This is a genomic window from Amycolatopsis sp. NPDC051372, from assembly GCF_040682095.1.
Classification (GTDB): domain Bacteria; phylum Actinomycetota; class Actinomycetes; order Mycobacteriales; family Pseudonocardiaceae; genus Amycolatopsis.
Genome location: NZ_JBFBAF010000034.1, coordinates 76,422 through 90,840 on the forward strand (window position 1 = coordinate 76,422; position 14,419 = coordinate 90,840).

Genomic DNA, 14,419 nt, shown 5'->3' on the forward strand with positions numbered 1-14,419 from the left:
TGGATCACCGGTCAAGTCCGGCAGCGGCAGCGGGCCACCTGAGCCTCGGCCAGGCGGTGGCTCGGCCTGCGGAACAGCCCTCGTCCCGGGTGTGGCCGGCGACCAGCTCGATCCCGCGGCCCGCGCCTGCGGCCAGCGCCTCGAACGGGATGCGGGGCAGCACCTCGCCGTCGACGACCGGCGAGAACGCAACCGCGGCGTGCGCGGCGGCGCCCCAGCGTCCGGTGCGGGCCCGCATCTCGCCGCTCACCGAGTCGGCAGCGGCGACGAGCCCGGCCGCCGACACACCGCGCAGGTCCTCGACTGTCGGCTCGCGCCCCGTGCGGGCGGCGATCTCGGTCATGACGTCAGCGGCCGGCGGCGGGGTGAAGAACGTCCCGGATCCACTTGGACGATGGCCCGCCGGAACAACCCCGCCGCGCCGGGCATCGCGAGCAACGCCGCGACCGAGCCACCGCCCGCCGACTGGCCGGACACCGTGACGCGCCGGATCGCCCCCGAATGCGGCGATGTTCGCCCGCACCCACTCCAGCGCGGCGATCTGGTCGAGCAGGCCGCGGTTGTCCGGCGCGCCCCGCAGGTGCCCGAACCCTTCGACGCCGACGCGGTAGTTGAGCGTCACCAGGACAACGCCCGCTTCGCGAGCCGGGCGCGCGCCGTCGTACGCCGGATCGGTCGCGTGCCCGAACTGGAACGCGCCGCCGTGGATCCAGACCAGCACCGGCACCGCAGCGCCCGCCTCGGGGCGCGGCGACCAGACGTTGAGCGTCACCAGTCTTCGCCGGGCACCGCGTTCGACGGCGGGCCGAGCAGCAGCGACTGCGGTGGCGCCGGTCCGAACGCGAGTGCCTCGCGCACGCCGTCCCACGCCCGCACCGGCCGCAGCGCGGCGAACCGCAGGTCCCCCACCGGCGGCTGCGCGAAGGGGATGCCGCGGAAGACGGAAAGGCCCGTCCTCGACGCGGCCCCGCACCGGTCCGGTTTCCGTGCGGATCTCGGGGGCGGTCATCGCGGCGTCCTTCCCGCGGCCGCTCGGGCAGTCGGCGGTCACGTCGAGGTGGCCGAGCGTACGGGGGACGAGCGGGCGGGACCTCATCGATTTCCGTTACGCGCGAGCGCGCCGCCTCATCTGCGCCGGGCCAGGTCGGCCGGGCTGCCGCTCGGCATGCCGACGCCGGATTCCGCGTAAGCGCGCAGGCTTTCGGTGAAGTGGTTCCAGCCGCGGGTGCACATGTCGAGGCAATCGAGCTGCGCGGTGAGGCCGTGGTGGCGGAAGTGAAGCTCCGTCGCGCCGTCGACCGGGACGATGGTGAAGGTCGGCCGCGTGCCGACCCAGTCCGGGAGGAAGTCGCACGAGGTCACGGTCCAGCGCACCACGCTCGGCCGCGTGGCTTCGTCGACCCGCATCACGCACGGGTCCGGATGGGAGAAGAAGAACCGAAGCTCGCCACCGGCGTCGCCGGATCCCGTGACGCGGGTCCACCACGCGCCGAGGCCGGCGACAGTCGTGAGCGCGTCGAACAGGGTGTCGGGAGCCGCGTTGACCGAGACGGTCTTCTGGTAGTCCGGGGTCATGAGGGGGGTTCCTTCCCTTCGGCCGAACGCAGAGCCTGGATCGACTCGGCGATCGTCTTGATCCGCCGCAGCCGGGCGTCCCACGCCGCGCCGACGGAGGTCAGCTGCGCGACGGCGCGGGCGAACTGCGCTTCGTTGACGACGTACCGGACCTCACGCCCGTCCTTGCGGGCCACGACCAGCTCCGCGCGCTCCAGCACGACGAGGTGCTTGGCGACCGCCTGACGCGTCACCGGCAGGTGCCCGCTCAGCCCCGTCGCCGTGCCGAACCCGTCGGCCAGCAGCAGGTCCAGCAGGCGCCGCCGGGTGGGGTCGCCGAGGGCGGCCCACAGCTCGTCGTCGATCACGAGCGCACCAGGCCGGCCGCGTATGCCGCCAGGTTGGGCAGGTGTTCGTCCCAGCCCGCGGCGTGGTCGCGGTAGTACGCCTGGAGCCGCGCCGCCTCCCACCCGATCTCGCGGAAGCCGGCCTCGGTGAGTTTCAGCAGCGTGCCACCGTCCGTGGGCACCAGCTCGAACGTGACGAGGAACGAGTTCTCCGGCGTCGCCGTTTCCCTCTCCGGCTGCACCCAGCGGAACACGAACCGCCGCGGCGGCTCCGCCTCGACGACGGACACCGGCACGACGACCGTCCCGCTCCCGTCCCGGCGCGGCCGGATCAGGGTTCCCGCGGTCCCCTCGAACTCCGCGTCGAACCCCCACCACGCCGCGATGTGCTCAGGCCGCGTGATCACCTCGTAGACGACTTCGGGCGGCGCCGCCACCCGGATCTCGCGCTCGATGGTGCCGTACTCCATGGCCGTCCTTCCGATTCGCAACCGATGGTTGCAGGTTAGGGCACGCCGCTTCGCCGCGCAACCATCGGTTGCAGGTACGGTGACCCAGTAGCCTGGTCCGATGCCCGTCGAACCCCGCGCCCGCGACCGGCTGCACCGGCTGGAGTCGATCACCGACGCCGCCCTCGGCCGGCTCGAGCTGGAGCCGCTGCTGCGCACACTGCTGGAGCGCGTCCGCGAGCTGTTCGACGTCGAAACCGCAACCGTGCTGCGCTACGACGAGGCCGCCGGACAGCTCACCGCGATAGCGTCGGCGGGCATCGAGGAAGAGGTCTTCCAGGGCGTGCGAGTGCCGGTCGGAGCCGGGTTCGCCGGGCGGGTCGCGGCGCGGCGTGAGCCAGTGCTGATCGACCACGTCGACGAGTCGACCGTGATCAACGCGCTGCTGTGGGAACGCGGTCTCAAAGTGCTCCTCGGCGTGCCGATGCTCGCCCGCGACGAGCTCGTGGGCGTGCTGCACATCGGGTCCACAGTGGAACGTGTGTTCGGCGCGGACGACATCGAGCTCCTGCGGATCGCCGCGGCCCGCCTCGCGTTGACGATGGTGGCCGAGGCCGCGAGCGAAGACCGCGCGGCCGCGACGGCGCTGCAGCGAAGTCTCCTGCCGGCGCGCATCGCCTCGGTGCCGGGCCTGGACTTCGCCTCCCGCTACGTGCCCGGCGCGGACTTCGCCGTCGGCGGCGACTGGTACGACGTGTTCCCGCTCCCCGGAGACCGCCTCGGCATCGTCATGGGCGACGTCGCCGGCCACGGCCTCGGCGCCGCCGTGGTGATGGGCCGGCTGCGCAGTGCCCTGCGCGCCTACGCGCTCGACGCCGCGAGTCCGGCGGAGGCGCTGGGCAAGCTGAGCCGTAAGATGAACCACTTCGAGGAAGGCATCATGGCGACCGTCGCGTACGCCGTCGTGCCGCCGGACCGCGAAACCCTCGTACTGTCCCTCGCCGGGCACCCGCCGCCCGTGCTGGCCACGCCCGGCTCCCCCGCGCGCCTGCTGGACGTCCCGCCGGACCTGCCCGTGGGCCTGGGCCTGCCACCCGCCGACCGACGCGACACCGTGGTCGCACTGCCGCCGGAGTGCACGCTCGGCTTCTACACCGACGGCCTCGTCGAACGCCGCGACGCCGACCTCGACGACGGCTTCCGCAAACTGACCGCCGCCATGACCACGGGCGACCCGGAAGCCGTGTGCGCCCGCGTGATGGCCGCGCTCGTCGGCGCGAACCCGGCCCAGGACGACGTCGCGCTGCTGGTGGTGACGAAACGGCCGGCGCGTCCGTAATCGCCTGGCGGGAGCCCACCGGGGAGTTCCCCGATGCGAAGCACCCCGCGCCGGCGCCACGCTGGGCCGCGACGTGTCGCCCAGCCCGGGAGGTCCGGCAGAAATGGTGTCGTGGAGCCGCGTGAGCGAGGCGGACGTGGTGCGCGCCGCGCAGGAGTACGACCGGCTCGGGGCCGAGGCGTTCTTCGCGGCGCACGGGTTCGGCCCGTCGCGCACCTACGAACTGGTGCGGGACGGCAAGCGGTACCCGCACAAGGCCCTGCTCGGTACGGCGTACGAGCTCGCCACCGGCGAGCGCCTCGCCCCGGGCGACTTCGAAGGCGGCAAAGCGGGCGCGGTCGCGGTGCTGCGGAAGCTCGGCTTCACGATCGAACAGCGCCGGTCGTAGGCGCCGGTCCCGAATCTCCGTAACGGCCGTCGAACCGGGACCCGCGGCCCTGTTCGGTGAACCGCAAGCCGACAACCCGCCCGTCCTCCACGATCCACCGCAAATCGTACGAAGCGCGGTAGCTCGGCGGCCAGAAAGACCCGAACCGCCCCTCCCCCTCGACGGTCCACTCGCCGCGGGTGGTGGCGCCGGCCTCGACGTAGGTGGTGGTGCCGTCGGCGGAGAAGATCTGGGTCGAGCCGTCGTCGAAACGCAGGCGACCGGCCGTCAGAGCGGCCGCCATGTGCGCGGCGGGGACGCGCTCGCCGTCGAGTGCTCCGAGGTCGTCGAGTCCTGCAGCCATGGGGGCTCCTTCCCGTGAGGTGCGGCGAAAGTAGCAAGTGCCGCGGCCGGCGAAACGGGTCACAACAATTCCGTAAGAACCGCCGTAACGTCCCGATAATGGTGACCGCGCGTGATGCTCCCTAGGGTGTGAGGTCCACCGACCACCGACCCTGGAGCGCCTGTGAGTCCCCGATTCGACGGCTTGCGCGCCGTGTTCTTCAACAGCACGCTGAAGCGCTCGCCGGAGCCAAGCAACACCGAAGGTCTCATCCGGGTGAGTGCGGAGCTCATGCGGCGCGAGGGCGTCGAGGTCGAGGTGATCCGGACGATCGACCACGACATCGCCGTCGGCGTGTACCCCGACATGACCGAGCGCGGCTGGGACCGCGACGAATGGCCCGCCCTGTACGAGAAGGTGCTGGCCGCCGACATCGTGGTCCTGTGTGGACCGATCTGGCTCGGCGACAACTCGTCGGAGATGAAGAAGGTGATCGAACGGCTCTACGCGTGTTCGCACCTGCTCAACGACGCCGGCCAGTACGCTTACTACGGACGCGTCGGTGGCTGCCTGATCACCGGCAACGAGGACGGGGTGAAGCACTGCGCCATGAACGTGCTCTACAGCCTCCAGCACCTCGGTTACACGATCCCGCCGCAGGCCGACGCCGGCTGGCTCGGGCCGATCGGCCCCGGTCCGTCCTACCTGGACCCGGGGTCCGGCGGGCCGGAGAACGACTTCACGAACCGCAACACCACGTTCATGACGTGGAACCTCATGCACCTGGCGAAAATGCTGAAGGACACGGGCGGAATCCCCGCGTACGGAAACCAGCGAGCGGCCTGGGACGAGGGCGAGCGGTTCGATTTCACCCATCCCAACCCCGAGTACCGCTGAGAGGACACCGATGACCACTGTCGGGAAGATGCTCGTGCAAAGCCTGGCCGACCACGGCGTGTCCGCGATGTGGGGTGTGGTCGGCGACGCGCTGAACCCGATCACCGACGCGCTGCGCCAGGAGCCCCGCATCCGGTGGATCGGCGTGCGGCACGAGGAGGCGGGCGCGTTCGCCGCGGGCGCCCAGTCGCAGCTCACCGGCCGGATCGGCGTGTGCATGGGCACCGTCGGGCCGGGCTCGCTGCACCTGCTCAACGGCCTCTACGACGCGAAGAAGTCCCACACCCCCGTGCTCGCGGTCTGCGGCCAGGTGCCCAGTGCCGAGATGGGCAGCGACTACCACCAGGAAGTGGACAACGACGCCGTGTTTCGCGACGTGTCGGTGTTCTCCCGCACGATCACCGACCCGGCCCAGTTCCCGTACCTGCTGGAGCTGGCGGTGAACGCGGCGTACGCGCGCAACGGGGTGGCTGTGCTGACCCTGCCGGGCGACGTCGCGGCCCGCGAGCTGCCGCACGGCACGCAGGAGCCGCGGTTCGTGAGCCAGCACCCGCCCGTGACTCCGGAGGCCGGGGCGCTCGGCGAGGTGGCGGCCGTGCTCAACGGCGCGGACACCGTGACCATGCTGGTCGGCTCCGGCGCCCGCCCGGCCCGCGACGAGGTGCTGGCGACCGCGGAAACCCTTGCCGCGCCGATGGTCCTGACGCTCAAGGGCAAGGAAGCGCTCGAACGGGACAACGACTACCAGGTCGGGCAAACCGGCCTGATCGGCAACCCCGCGGCGCAGCACGCGCTGAGCCACGGGGACGTGCTGCTGATGGTCGGCACCGACTTCCCGTACCGAGACTGGTACCCGAAGGGCAAGACCGTGGTGCAGATCGACCACGAGGGGATGCGTATCGGCCGCCGCGTACACGTCGACCACGCGCTCGTCGGCGACGCCCGCACCACGCTGGCCGCGCTGCTGCCGCTGCTCGAGGCGAAGCCCTCGCGCGCGCACCTCACCGCGTCCCGCGAGCGGTACACGAGCTGGCGCGACCGCCAGCGCCACCTCGCCGACCCCGGCTACGACTCCACCGTCGTCGGCCGCGTGCGCAAGCAGTTCGACAACCGCGAGCGCGCGATCCGCCCCGAGGTGCTCGCTGCGGCGATCGACCGCCACGCCGCCGACGACGCGGTGTTCACCTCCGACACCGGCATGTCCACGGTGTGGCTCGCCCGCTTCGTGACCCTGCACGGAAACCGGCAGCTGCTCGGGTCGTACAACCTGGGCTCCATGGCCAACGCCCTGCCCCACGCCCTCGGCGCCGCCCAGCTCGACCCGGCCCGCCAGACCATCGCGTTCTGCGGTGACGGCGGCCTCACCATGCTCATGGGCGAACTGCTCACGGTCGCGGCCTACGACCTGCCGGTGAAGATCTTCGTGTTCGACAACTCCCGCCTCGGCATGGTCAAGCTGGAGCAGGAACAAGGCGGCATCCCGGACTTCGGCACCGTGCTCAAGAACCCGGACCTCGCCGGCGTCGCCCGGGCCTGCGGCATCCACGCCGTGCGCGTCGAGCACCCCGACCAGGTCGACGCAAGCGTCCGCGACGCGCTCGCCCACCCCGGCCCGGTGCTGCTCGACGTCGTCACCAATGCCGAAGAGATCGTGATCCCGCCGAAGCCCACCGTCGGCCAGGCGTGGGGCTTCGCCATCGCCAAGATCGAGGAGACCCTGATCTCGGCGCACGACGTCGACGAAAAGGCGTAACCGCCTCCGCAGCCCAAGGGGCCCGGCCGTTCCGCGGCCGGGCCTCTTCTGTTTTGTGCCAGTCACACGACCGGGTGACACACGCATTGCTGCTCGGCACGGCCACCACGCTCATCGCCCTCATGACGGGCACCGGCGCCGGGTTGTTCGGCGCCACGCCGAAGCTCACCCGCGGGGCCGATCGGCCTGCCGCTGTTCGTCGGCGGCGGTGTTCGCGATCGGCATGCAGCTGGGCGGCGCGTGCGCGTCGGGCACGCTGTTCGCCGTCGGCGCGGGCCAGTCGACGATCGTGCTCACGCTCGGCGGGTTCATCGCGGGCTCGGTGCTCGACAGCTGGGCCTACCCCGTGTTCACCGGCTGGCCGCAGGTCTCCGGGTTCCTGCTCGCCGACCACATCGGCTGGGCCGGTTCGTGGGCGATCACGCTGGGCGCGCTCGCCGTGGTCGTGGTGGTGACCCGGCTCGTGCAGGCGCGGCGCACGCCGCCCCCGGTCGAACCCGTTCCGACCGCGCACGGCTTCGCGCGCGTGCTGCGGGGTTCGTGGCCGCTGCTCGCCGGCGCCCTCGTGCTCGGCGTGCTCGCTGCGGCGGTCGTCCTCGTGTCGGGCTCGACGTGGGGTGTCACGTTCGCGTTCACGCTGTGGGGCGCGAAGCTGTTGCAGCTCATCGGCCTGCACCCCGAGACGTGGGAGTTCTGGCAGACGAGCACCAACGCCAAGGCGCTCGCCGACCCGGTCTGGACGGACAAGACCAGCCTCACCGACCTCGGCACCATCCTCGGTGCGGCCGTCGCGGCCTCGGCCGCCGGCACGTGGAAGATCCGTGCGGAGATCCCGTGGCGCACCGCGGTGGCGGCCGTGCTCGGCGGCATCCTGATGGGCATTGGCGTGCGGCTCGCCGGCGGGTGCAACATCGGCGCGTACCTCGCCGGCATCTCCACCGGCAGCCTGCACGGCTGGCTGTGGGGCCTGTTCGCGCTCGGCGGCACCTGGGTCGGCCTGCGGCTGCGGCCGTTGTTCCGGCTGGTCAACCCGCGGCTGAGCGACAGCATCTGCCGACCAGGTGGTGGGACACCTTGTCGAGGCAGGAGCTGCCTTCCTATAGTGCGTCAGACGTCTGACGTCTTTTGGGAGGCTCACGGTGACGAAGGATCTGCGGTCGTTTCTCGCGGAGGTGGTCTCGACCGGTGCGGGCGAGGTCAAGCACGTGTCGAAGCAGGTGGACCCGCGGTTCGGTGTCACCGCCTACGGAGCGTGGTACGACAAGCGCGGCGACTACCCCGCGTTGCTGTTCAGCGACGTCGCCGGCAGCGAGCTGCGGTGCCTGACCAACCTCGTCGCGACGCACGAGCGGATGGCCTTGGCCCTCGGGGTCGAGGCCGAGACGCTCGTGCGTTCGTCGGTCGCGGGCCAGGGCCGCGCTGCGCACCCGCCGGTGGAGTTCGAGGGCGCGGCGCCGGTGCAGGAGGTGGTGTGGCGCGGTGCGGACGCCGACCTCACCCGCCTGCCGATCCCCACCCACAACGAGCTGGACGGCGGCCCGTTCCTCACCGCCGCCGTCGGCGTGACGCGCGACCCGGAGTCGGGCGCGATCAACGCCGGCATCTACCGCCACCACATCTACGGCCCGCGGCGGCTGGGGGTGTGGTTCTTCGGCTCCCACGACGGCGGCACCATCCACCGCCGCTACGCCGAACGCGGCGAGCCCACGCCGATCGCGCTGGTGATCGGGCACCACCCGGCGTTCCTCATGGGCGCGGTGTCTCGGGTCCCGGGCATCGGCGGCGAGTACGACGCCGCCGGCGCCTACCTGGGCGAATCGGTCGCGACCGTCCCCACCGTGACGTCCGGCATCCCCGTGCCCGCGCACGCCGAGATCGTCATCGAGGGCCACATCCTGCCCGACGAACTCGAGGAGGAAGGCCCGTTCGCCGAGTGGCCCGGCCACTACGTCGGCGGCGGCCGCAAGCCCGTCATCGAGGTCGACGCCATCACCATGCGCCGCGACGCGATCTTCCAGGACATCCAGGCCTCCGGCCGCGAACACCGGCTCATGGGCGCGCTGCCGCGCATCGCCAGCATCCACGAGGCCGTGCAGCAGAAGGTGCCGGGCCTGCGCGCGGTCAACATCCCGCTGCACGCCCGCATGCACTGCTACCTGTCGATCCGCAAGAACTCCGACACTGACCCGACGCGCGCCGCCTTCGCCGCCCTCAACACCGAGCCGGAGAACCTGCGCGCCATCGTCATCGTCGACGACGACATCGACGTCTACGACGAACGCGAAGTCGCCTGGGCCATCGGCACCCGCTTCGACGCGTCGCAGGACCTGCAGATCATCCCCCGGTGGAACGGTCCCGGCGGCCTGCTGCCCACCAACTGGTCCTACGACGAAGCGGGCGGGCGCACCCCGCAACGCTCCTCCGCCGTGATCGTCGACGCCACCAAACCCGCCCCGCCGGTCGTCTTCCCGGCCCGCGCGCGGGTGCCGGAAGAGGCGATGCAGGCGGTGGACGTGGACGCCGTCGAGACGATCACGGCCGTGAGCGACCTGCCCGGGTGGGCCTGACGGCTGGGCGTGACGGGTAGGCAACGCGCCGCAGTTCGCCGGTCACGCCGGAGCTGAGCCGGGGCCGCAGTTCGCCGAACGAGGCCGCCGGCTCGGGCCACCGCCGCGCCGAGGGACGAACTGGCATCACGGCCATGACCGACCTGCCGGCCGGGTGTGCCGGCTGTCCGCTTAGGACGGACAGCCGTCACACCCGGGCGACGCGCCGCAAGTCCGCGGTCACCGCGGTGCCGAGCCGGGGTTCCAGCTCGGCCAGCAGCTCGCCGATCCGGGTCGCCAGCTCGGGCGAAGGCCGGGTGAACGCGCTGTCACCGGCCTGGCGCCAGTCGTCCAGGTCGCGGCGGGCCTCGGCGGCGAGGGGGTCGGCCGGGAGGCTGAGCAGCCACAGGTCGGCGGCGAGCCGGGACCACCGGCTCGACCCGCGCAGCAGGGTGAGCGCCCCGCGGCGGACGTGCAGCGGGCGGGCGGTCTCCGCCAGGTCGAGCAGGAGCGGACGGTCCGCGGGGCCGAGGCGGCCGTCGAGCAGCGCGGCGGTTTCGCGGACCACGCTCGGCGAGGGGTCGGCGAGCAGCTCGCGGGCGTACTGGGCCGCCCGCGTGTCTGAGGGGGTCGCCAGCAGCCGGCGCAGGCCACGGACGGCGGCGACGCGCACCCGGGGCCGGTCGTCGGCGAGCTGCGCCCGCAGCAAGTCGACGTCGTCGGTCGTGCCCGTCTCGCCGAGGCCGGCCACGGTCGCTCGCGTGACGGCACCCGACCGCAGCGCTTCCCGGTAGTACGCGGCCGGGTCGCCGCCTGACCGCAGCACCAAGGCTTGCGCCATGGACCGCAGCAGCGACGAGCTCTCCGCCAGCCGTTCCCGGGCCGTCTCGACGCCCCGCAGCTGCAACGCCCGCGCCCGCACCTTGGGTGCGCCGCCGTCGAGCAGGGGCGGCACGAAGCGGGCGTCGCCGCGGTCGAGTAGGAGGAGGCCGACGCGCGTGCGGATCACGTCGTCGTGGTCGCGCATTGCGATCGAAGCCAGCCGCTCGTCGGACAGCAGCCCGGCGCGCAGGGCCGATTCGTGCACCATCCGGCGGGTCCGCAGGTCCGGGGTGGCCAGCGCGACGTCGAGGAGTTCGGGCGTGCGCAGCATCGGCTGGAGCAGGTGCTCGTCCACCCAGTCGTCCACCGCCCGCCGGCTCAATGCGACGACCAGCGGCAGCAGGGCGGCCCGGTCCGCCCGCGCGAACCGGGCGAGCACCGCCGCGCGCGCGATCGCCCGCACCTGGGGCACCCAGTCGACGCAGCGCACCAGCAGCAAGGGCAACGCTTCCGGGTCCCTGCTTCTCCGCAGCTGGCGTACGCCCGGCTCCCGGATGTACCCGACGGCGTGGCAGACCGCCTCGACGAGCTGGACCCGGCTCAGCGGACGCCACGGCAAGGCCCGCCTGCGGGCCTCGCCGTAGTACCAGGACCAGCGTCGCTCGGACTCGTCGAACGCCAGCCACTCACGCGAGTCGCCGGCGGCAAGCGCGTCCAGTTCTTCTTCCGTGGCCATCGTCCCCCCTCTCCGGCGACATCGTGCCACCCGAGGGCGAGATCGCGCCGGTTTCTGGAGTGAGCGGTGCGATCGGCCGCCAGGCCGATCCGACCGCTCACTCCAGAAGCCGGCTCAAAGGCGATCTCGCACGCCCCGGCGGAGCCGGGGCAATCATTACAGTCCGCCGAGGCGTTCGGTGATGGCGGTGCTCAGGCGAAGGATCGCCGACGTCGAGTGCTTCAGTCGCTCCTCGTCCACAGTGGACTTGACCATGCTCACCGACAGCGCACCGACGAGCTGCCCGCCGCGCCCGGCGACGGCGGCGCCGACGCACATCATGCCCGGCGCGGTCTCCTCGTCGTCGATGGCGTACCCGTGTGCGCGGGTACTCTCGATCTCCGCCATGAGCTGCGGCATCCGCGAAATGCTGTGTGGGGTCAAGGTTTCGAAGCGGCCGTCGGCGTAGCGGCCGGCGATCTCGTCGTCGGCCAGCGACGCGAGCAGCGACTTGCCGCTCGCCGTGCAGTGGGCGGGCAGGCGCAGGCCGATCTCGTAGGACATCGCGAGCGTCCGCAATCCCGGCCGTGTCTCGACGTAGACGACGTGGCGTCCGTCCAGCAGCGACAGCACGATCGTGTCCTCGGGCAGCAGGCCCAGCTCCTGGTCGACGCGCCGGAACTCCAGCACGAACCCGGACTTCGCGAGGTAGGCCCGCCCGAGCGGGACGACCTTCCAGCCGAGCCGGTAGTGCCCGCCCGGAGTACGCGTGAGCAGGCCGGTGGTGACCAGCGTCGTGCACACGGCGAGGCAGCTGCTCTTGGGCGCGCCGATGGCCCGCGCGAGCTCGCTGAGCGGCAGCCCGTCGGGGGCGGCCGCGAGCGCGTCGAGCACGTATGCGGCGCGGGCGACCGAAGGAACCGGCAGGCCCGCCGAGGAAGGGGAACTGGTCATCGCGGGAGATTCTGTCATCGGCGCCAACGGCGGGCGAGCACGATCGCCGCGACGACGGCGGCCACGGCCGGGACCACGCGCTTCGCGACCGGAATGGCGATGGCCCGCAGGACGACGGTGTCCGCGTTACGAGTGGCCCGGGTCCGTTCGGCCGAAGCGCTGCCGGTCGGCACGGCGTCCGTGGCCGAATTCGGCGACGGCGAAGCGCTCCCGCTTGGCACGGCGCCCCTGGCCCGGGACCGCGAGGCTTCACCCGAGGTCGCGGTGTCCGCTGCCGGGGCCACTTCGTCGTCCGGCCACTCCTCCCCCGCCAGATCGACAAACTCGACCGCGGACGACACGGTCACCACCGGCTCGACACCGGGCCGCACCGCTGCCGAGGCCACAGCCGGGCCCGAACGCTGCCCCGCCACCTCTTCGGCCAGCGCGCGGGCGAACTCGTCGACCAGCCGCCCCGTGACCTCACCCAGCACGCCACGCCCGAACTGCGCCAGCCGTCCCGTGAGGGCAAGCTCCGTGGCCAGGTCGACCCGCGTGCCTTCCGGGGCCGGCGCCAGCCGCAGCGTCACCGTCGCCGAGGCCGAACCCCGTCCCCGCACCTCCCGCCCCGAGGCCGCCACGACCACGACGCCCGCCGCCTCGTCGCGTTCGCGGAACTGCGCCAAGCCGGAGTACTCGGCGGCGATCGGCCCGACCTTCACGCGCAAGCCGCCGCGGACGTCGTCGCCGTCGACCTCCTCCAGGTGCACGCCGGGCATGCACGGCGCGAGCCGTTCCGGATCGGTGAGCACGGCCCACGCCTGCGCGGGCGGCAGGCCGACGGTGAAGCTGTTCTCCAGTCGCACGAACGTCCCCTAGGCCGGGAACCGCATGTCGACACGGGAACCCGCCGAAGGCGCCCACCGGCTCGTGACGACCTTGCGGCGCGTGAAGAACCGGATGCCGTCCTCGCCGTACTGGCCCGAGTCGCCGAAGAGTGAGTGCTTCCAGCCGCCGAACGGGAAGTACGGGGTCGGCACGGGAATGGGCACGTTGAGCCCGACCATGCCGGCCTGCACGGTGTGCTGGAACTTCCGCGCGGCCACGCCGTCGCGGGTGAACAGGGAGACGCCGTTGCCGTACTCGCCGCCGTTGATCAGCCCGACGGCCTCCTCCAGCGAGTCGACGCGCAGCATCGACAGCACCGGGCCGAAGATCTCGTCGGTGTACACGGTCATGTCCGGGCGCACGTGGTCGAGCAGCGTCGGCGCGAGGAAGAACCCGTTCTCCCGCCCCGGAACACGCACGTCGCGGCCGTCGACCACGAGGTCCGCGCCCGCGTCGGCGCCGGCCTGCACGTATCCGGTCACGCGGCGCAGGTGGTCTGCAGTGACGAGCGGGCCCATGTCGGTGCCCTCGTCGTGACCGTCCGCGGTGGACAGCCGGCCGATCCGTTCCACCAGGCGATCGCGCAGCGCGTCGCCGACCCCGCCGACGGCCACCGCGACCGAGATCGCCATGCACCTCTCCCCCGCCGAACCGTAGGCGGCGGAGACGAGGGCGTCGGCGGCCGCGTCGAGGTCGGCGTCCGGCAGCACCACAAGGTGGTTCTTCGCGCCGCCGAGGGCCTGCACCCGCTTGCCGTGCTTGGCCGCGGTCTCGTAGACGTGCCGGGCCACCGGCGTCGACCCGACGAAGCTCACCGCGGCGACGTCCGGGTGAGCCAGCAGCGCGTCGACGGCCGGGGCGCCGCCGTGCACGACGTTGAGCACGCCGGCGGGCAGCCCGGCCTCGAGCGCCAGCTCGGCCAGCCGGTTCGACGCCGAGGGGTCCTTCTCGCTCGGCTTGAGCACGAAGGCGTTCCCGCACGCGACGGCGATCGGGAACATCCACATCGGAACCATCACGGGGAAGTTGAACGGCGTGATACCGGCGACGACCCCGAGCGGCTGGCGGATCGAGTACGTGTCGACGCCGCGGGAGACGTTCTCGCTGAAGTCGCCCTTGAGCAAGTGCGGGATCCCGGCCGCGAACTTCGCGACATCCAGGCCCGCGTTGACCTCCGCCCGCGCGTCGGCGAGCGTCTTGCCGTGTTCGCCGGTCACGAGCTCGGCCAGCTCGTCACGCGAGCGCTCGACCAGCCGGATGAACTCCAGCAAAACCTGCTGGCGCACGCCGAGGGATTCCTCGGCCCAAGCGGCCTGCGCGTCGAGCGCGACCTTCACGGCCTGGTCCACGGCACCGGCGTCGCCGAGCGCGACCCGGCCCGCGACACTGCCCCGGGCGGGGTCGTGCACGTCGGCCCACGCGGGCGGTTCGTCCTGGACGAAGGCGCCGCCGACGAAGTGCTGGAT

15 protein-coding genes and 2 pseudogenes are annotated in these 14,419 nt (G+C 72.4%); 6 read left to right on the forward strand and 11 right to left on the reverse strand.

Translation table 11 applies throughout. The annotated features are described in order from the left end of the window. Positions 1–4 precede the first annotated feature (4 nt). From AB0M56_RS39540 to AB0M56_RS39565, 6 genes and pseudogenes are all read right to left on the reverse strand, one after another. Positions 5–343, reverse strand: a complete 339-nt coding sequence (locus tag AB0M56_RS39540; protein WP_364185914.1) for a hypothetical protein — start codon at positions 341–343, stop codon at positions 5–7. Further along, positions 340–772: pseudogene (locus AB0M56_RS39545) on the reverse strand (carboxylesterase family protein). Before AB0M56_RS39545 ends, AB0M56_RS39540 begins: the two are co-directional and overlap by 4 nt. Further along, positions 769–909, reverse strand: coding sequence for a hypothetical protein (locus AB0M56_RS39550; RefSeq protein WP_364185915.1), 141 nt, complete (start codon positions 907–909; stop codon positions 769–771). The pseudogene AB0M56_RS39545 and the gene AB0M56_RS39550 overlap by 4 nt, the downstream one beginning before the upstream one ends. A 216-nt stretch (positions 910–1,125) precedes the next feature. Next, on the reverse strand, positions 1,126–1,575 hold the full coding sequence (locus AB0M56_RS39555) for an SRPBCC domain-containing protein (RefSeq protein ID WP_364185916.1): 450 nt from the start codon (positions 1,573–1,575) through the stop codon (positions 1,126–1,128). Beyond that, positions 1,572–1,922: a helix-turn-helix domain-containing protein gene (locus AB0M56_RS39560; protein ID WP_364185918.1), complete on the reverse strand. Its 351-nt coding sequence runs from the start codon at positions 1,920–1,922 to the stop codon at positions 1,572–1,574. The genes AB0M56_RS39555 and AB0M56_RS39560 overlap by 4 nt, the downstream gene beginning before the upstream one ends. Continuing rightward, complete coding sequence (locus AB0M56_RS39565; protein WP_364185919.1) at positions 1,919–2,371, reverse strand: SRPBCC domain-containing protein; 453 nt, start codon at positions 2,369–2,371, stop codon at positions 1,919–1,921. Before AB0M56_RS39565 ends, AB0M56_RS39560 begins: the two co-directional genes overlap by 4 nt. Positions 2,372–2,471: 100 nt before the next feature. Here AB0M56_RS39565 and AB0M56_RS39570 point away from each other — a divergent pair, with 100 nt between their 5' ends. Together AB0M56_RS39570 and AB0M56_RS39575 are read left to right on the forward strand one after the other, a co-directional pair. Then, complete coding sequence (locus AB0M56_RS39570) at positions 2,472–3,689, forward strand: GAF domain-containing SpoIIE family protein phosphatase (protein ID WP_364185920.1); 1,218 nt, start codon at positions 2,472–2,474, stop codon at positions 3,687–3,689. Positions 3,690–3,810: 121 nt separating this feature from the next. Further along, positions 3,811–4,077 (forward strand): hypothetical protein, encoded by a 267-nt coding sequence (locus AB0M56_RS39575; RefSeq protein ID WP_364185922.1) that lies wholly within the window; start codon positions 3,811–3,813, stop codon positions 4,075–4,077. On the opposite strand, the gene AB0M56_RS39580 is transcribed toward AB0M56_RS39575, so the two are convergent. Further along, the gene (locus AB0M56_RS39580) at positions 4,052–4,420 is read right to left on the reverse strand and encodes a hypothetical protein (protein ID WP_364185924.1); all 369 of its coding nucleotides are present in this window, start codon (positions 4,418–4,420) and stop codon (positions 4,052–4,054) included. The two genes, AB0M56_RS39575 and AB0M56_RS39580, sit on opposite strands and share 26 nt — an antisense overlap. Positions 4,421–4,582: 162 nt before the next feature. On the opposite strand from AB0M56_RS39580, the gene AB0M56_RS39585 reads away from it, so the two are divergent. The 4 genes and pseudogenes from AB0M56_RS39585 to AB0M56_RS39600 all read left to right on the forward strand — a co-directional run bounded on the left by AB0M56_RS39585 (position 4,583) and on the right by AB0M56_RS39600 (position 9,616). Beyond that, entirely contained in the window at positions 4,583–5,296 is a 714-nt protein-coding gene (locus AB0M56_RS39585) for a flavodoxin family protein (RefSeq protein WP_364185925.1), read from the forward strand. A 10-nt stretch (positions 5,297–5,306) separates the two neighbouring features. After that, complete coding sequence (locus AB0M56_RS39590) at positions 5,307–7,049, forward strand: thiamine pyrophosphate-dependent enzyme (protein WP_364185927.1); 1,743 nt, start codon at positions 5,307–5,309, stop codon at positions 7,047–7,049. Between the two features lie 80 nt (positions 7,050–7,129). After that, positions 7,130–8,103: pseudogene (locus AB0M56_RS39595) on the forward strand (YeeE/YedE family protein); the annotation flags it as partial. Positions 8,104–8,188: 85 nt separating this feature from the next. Further along, a complete protein-coding gene (locus AB0M56_RS39600; RefSeq protein WP_364185929.1) occupies positions 8,189–9,616 on the forward strand; it encodes a UbiD family decarboxylase in 1,428 nt (475 codons plus the stop codon). A 187-nt stretch (positions 9,617–9,803) separates the two neighbouring features. Here the strand turns inward: AB0M56_RS39600 and AB0M56_RS39605 are convergent, their stop codons facing one another. The 4 genes from AB0M56_RS39605 to AB0M56_RS39620 all read right to left on the reverse strand — a co-directional run bounded on the left by AB0M56_RS39605 (position 9,804) and on the right by AB0M56_RS39620 (position 14,419). Next, positions 9,804–11,153: a HEAT repeat domain-containing protein gene (locus AB0M56_RS39605; protein WP_364185930.1), complete on the reverse strand. Its 1,350-nt coding sequence runs from the start codon at positions 11,151–11,153 to the stop codon at positions 9,804–9,806. Positions 11,154–11,309: 156 nt separating this feature from the next. Continuing rightward, positions 11,310–12,086 carry an IclR family transcriptional regulator gene (locus AB0M56_RS39610; RefSeq protein ID WP_364185932.1) on the reverse strand — a complete coding sequence of 259 codons (777 nt, stop codon included), beginning with the start codon at positions 12,084–12,086 and terminating at the stop codon, positions 11,310–11,312. Positions 12,087–12,100: 14 nt separating this feature from the next. Beyond that, the gene (locus AB0M56_RS39615; RefSeq protein ID WP_364185934.1) at positions 12,101–12,931 is read right to left on the reverse strand and encodes an SRPBCC family protein; all 831 of its coding nucleotides are present in this window, start codon (positions 12,929–12,931) and stop codon (positions 12,101–12,103) included. A 9-nt stretch (positions 12,932–12,940) separates the two neighbouring features. Continuing rightward, a complete protein-coding gene (locus AB0M56_RS39620) occupies positions 12,941–14,419 on the reverse strand; it encodes a CoA-acylating methylmalonate-semialdehyde dehydrogenase (protein WP_364185995.1) in 1,479 nt (492 codons plus the stop codon).

Coding starts and splice junctions, on each gene's coding strand:
- AB0M56_RS39565 (WP_364185919.1), bottom strand. CDS start 2,371: ATGGAGTACGGCACCATCGAGCGCGAGATCCGGGTGGCGGCGCCGCCC.
- AB0M56_RS39590 (WP_364185927.1), top strand. CDS start 5,307: ATGACCACTGTCGGGAAGATGCTCGTGCAAAGCCTGGCCGACCACGGC.
- AB0M56_RS39570 (WP_364185920.1), top strand. CDS start 2,472: ATGCCCGTCGAACCCCGCGCCCGCGACCGGCTGCACCGGCTGGAGTCG.
- AB0M56_RS39555 (WP_364185916.1), bottom strand. CDS start 1,575: ATGACCCCGGACTACCAGAAGACCGTCTCGGTCAACGCGGCTCCCGAC.
- AB0M56_RS39610 (WP_364185932.1), bottom strand. CDS start 12,086: ATGACCAGTTCCCCTTCCTCGGCGGGCCTGCCGGTTCCTTCGGTCGCC.
- AB0M56_RS39580 (WP_364185924.1), bottom strand. CDS start 4,420: ATGGCTGCAGGACTCGACGACCTCGGAGCACTCGACGGCGAGCGCGTC.
- AB0M56_RS39540 (WP_364185914.1), bottom strand. CDS start 343: ATGACCGAGATCGCCGCCCGCACGGGGCGCGAGCCGACAGTCGAGGAC.
- AB0M56_RS39605 (WP_364185930.1), bottom strand. CDS start 11,153: ATGGCCACGGAAGAAGAACTGGACGCGCTTGCCGCCGGCGACTCGCGT.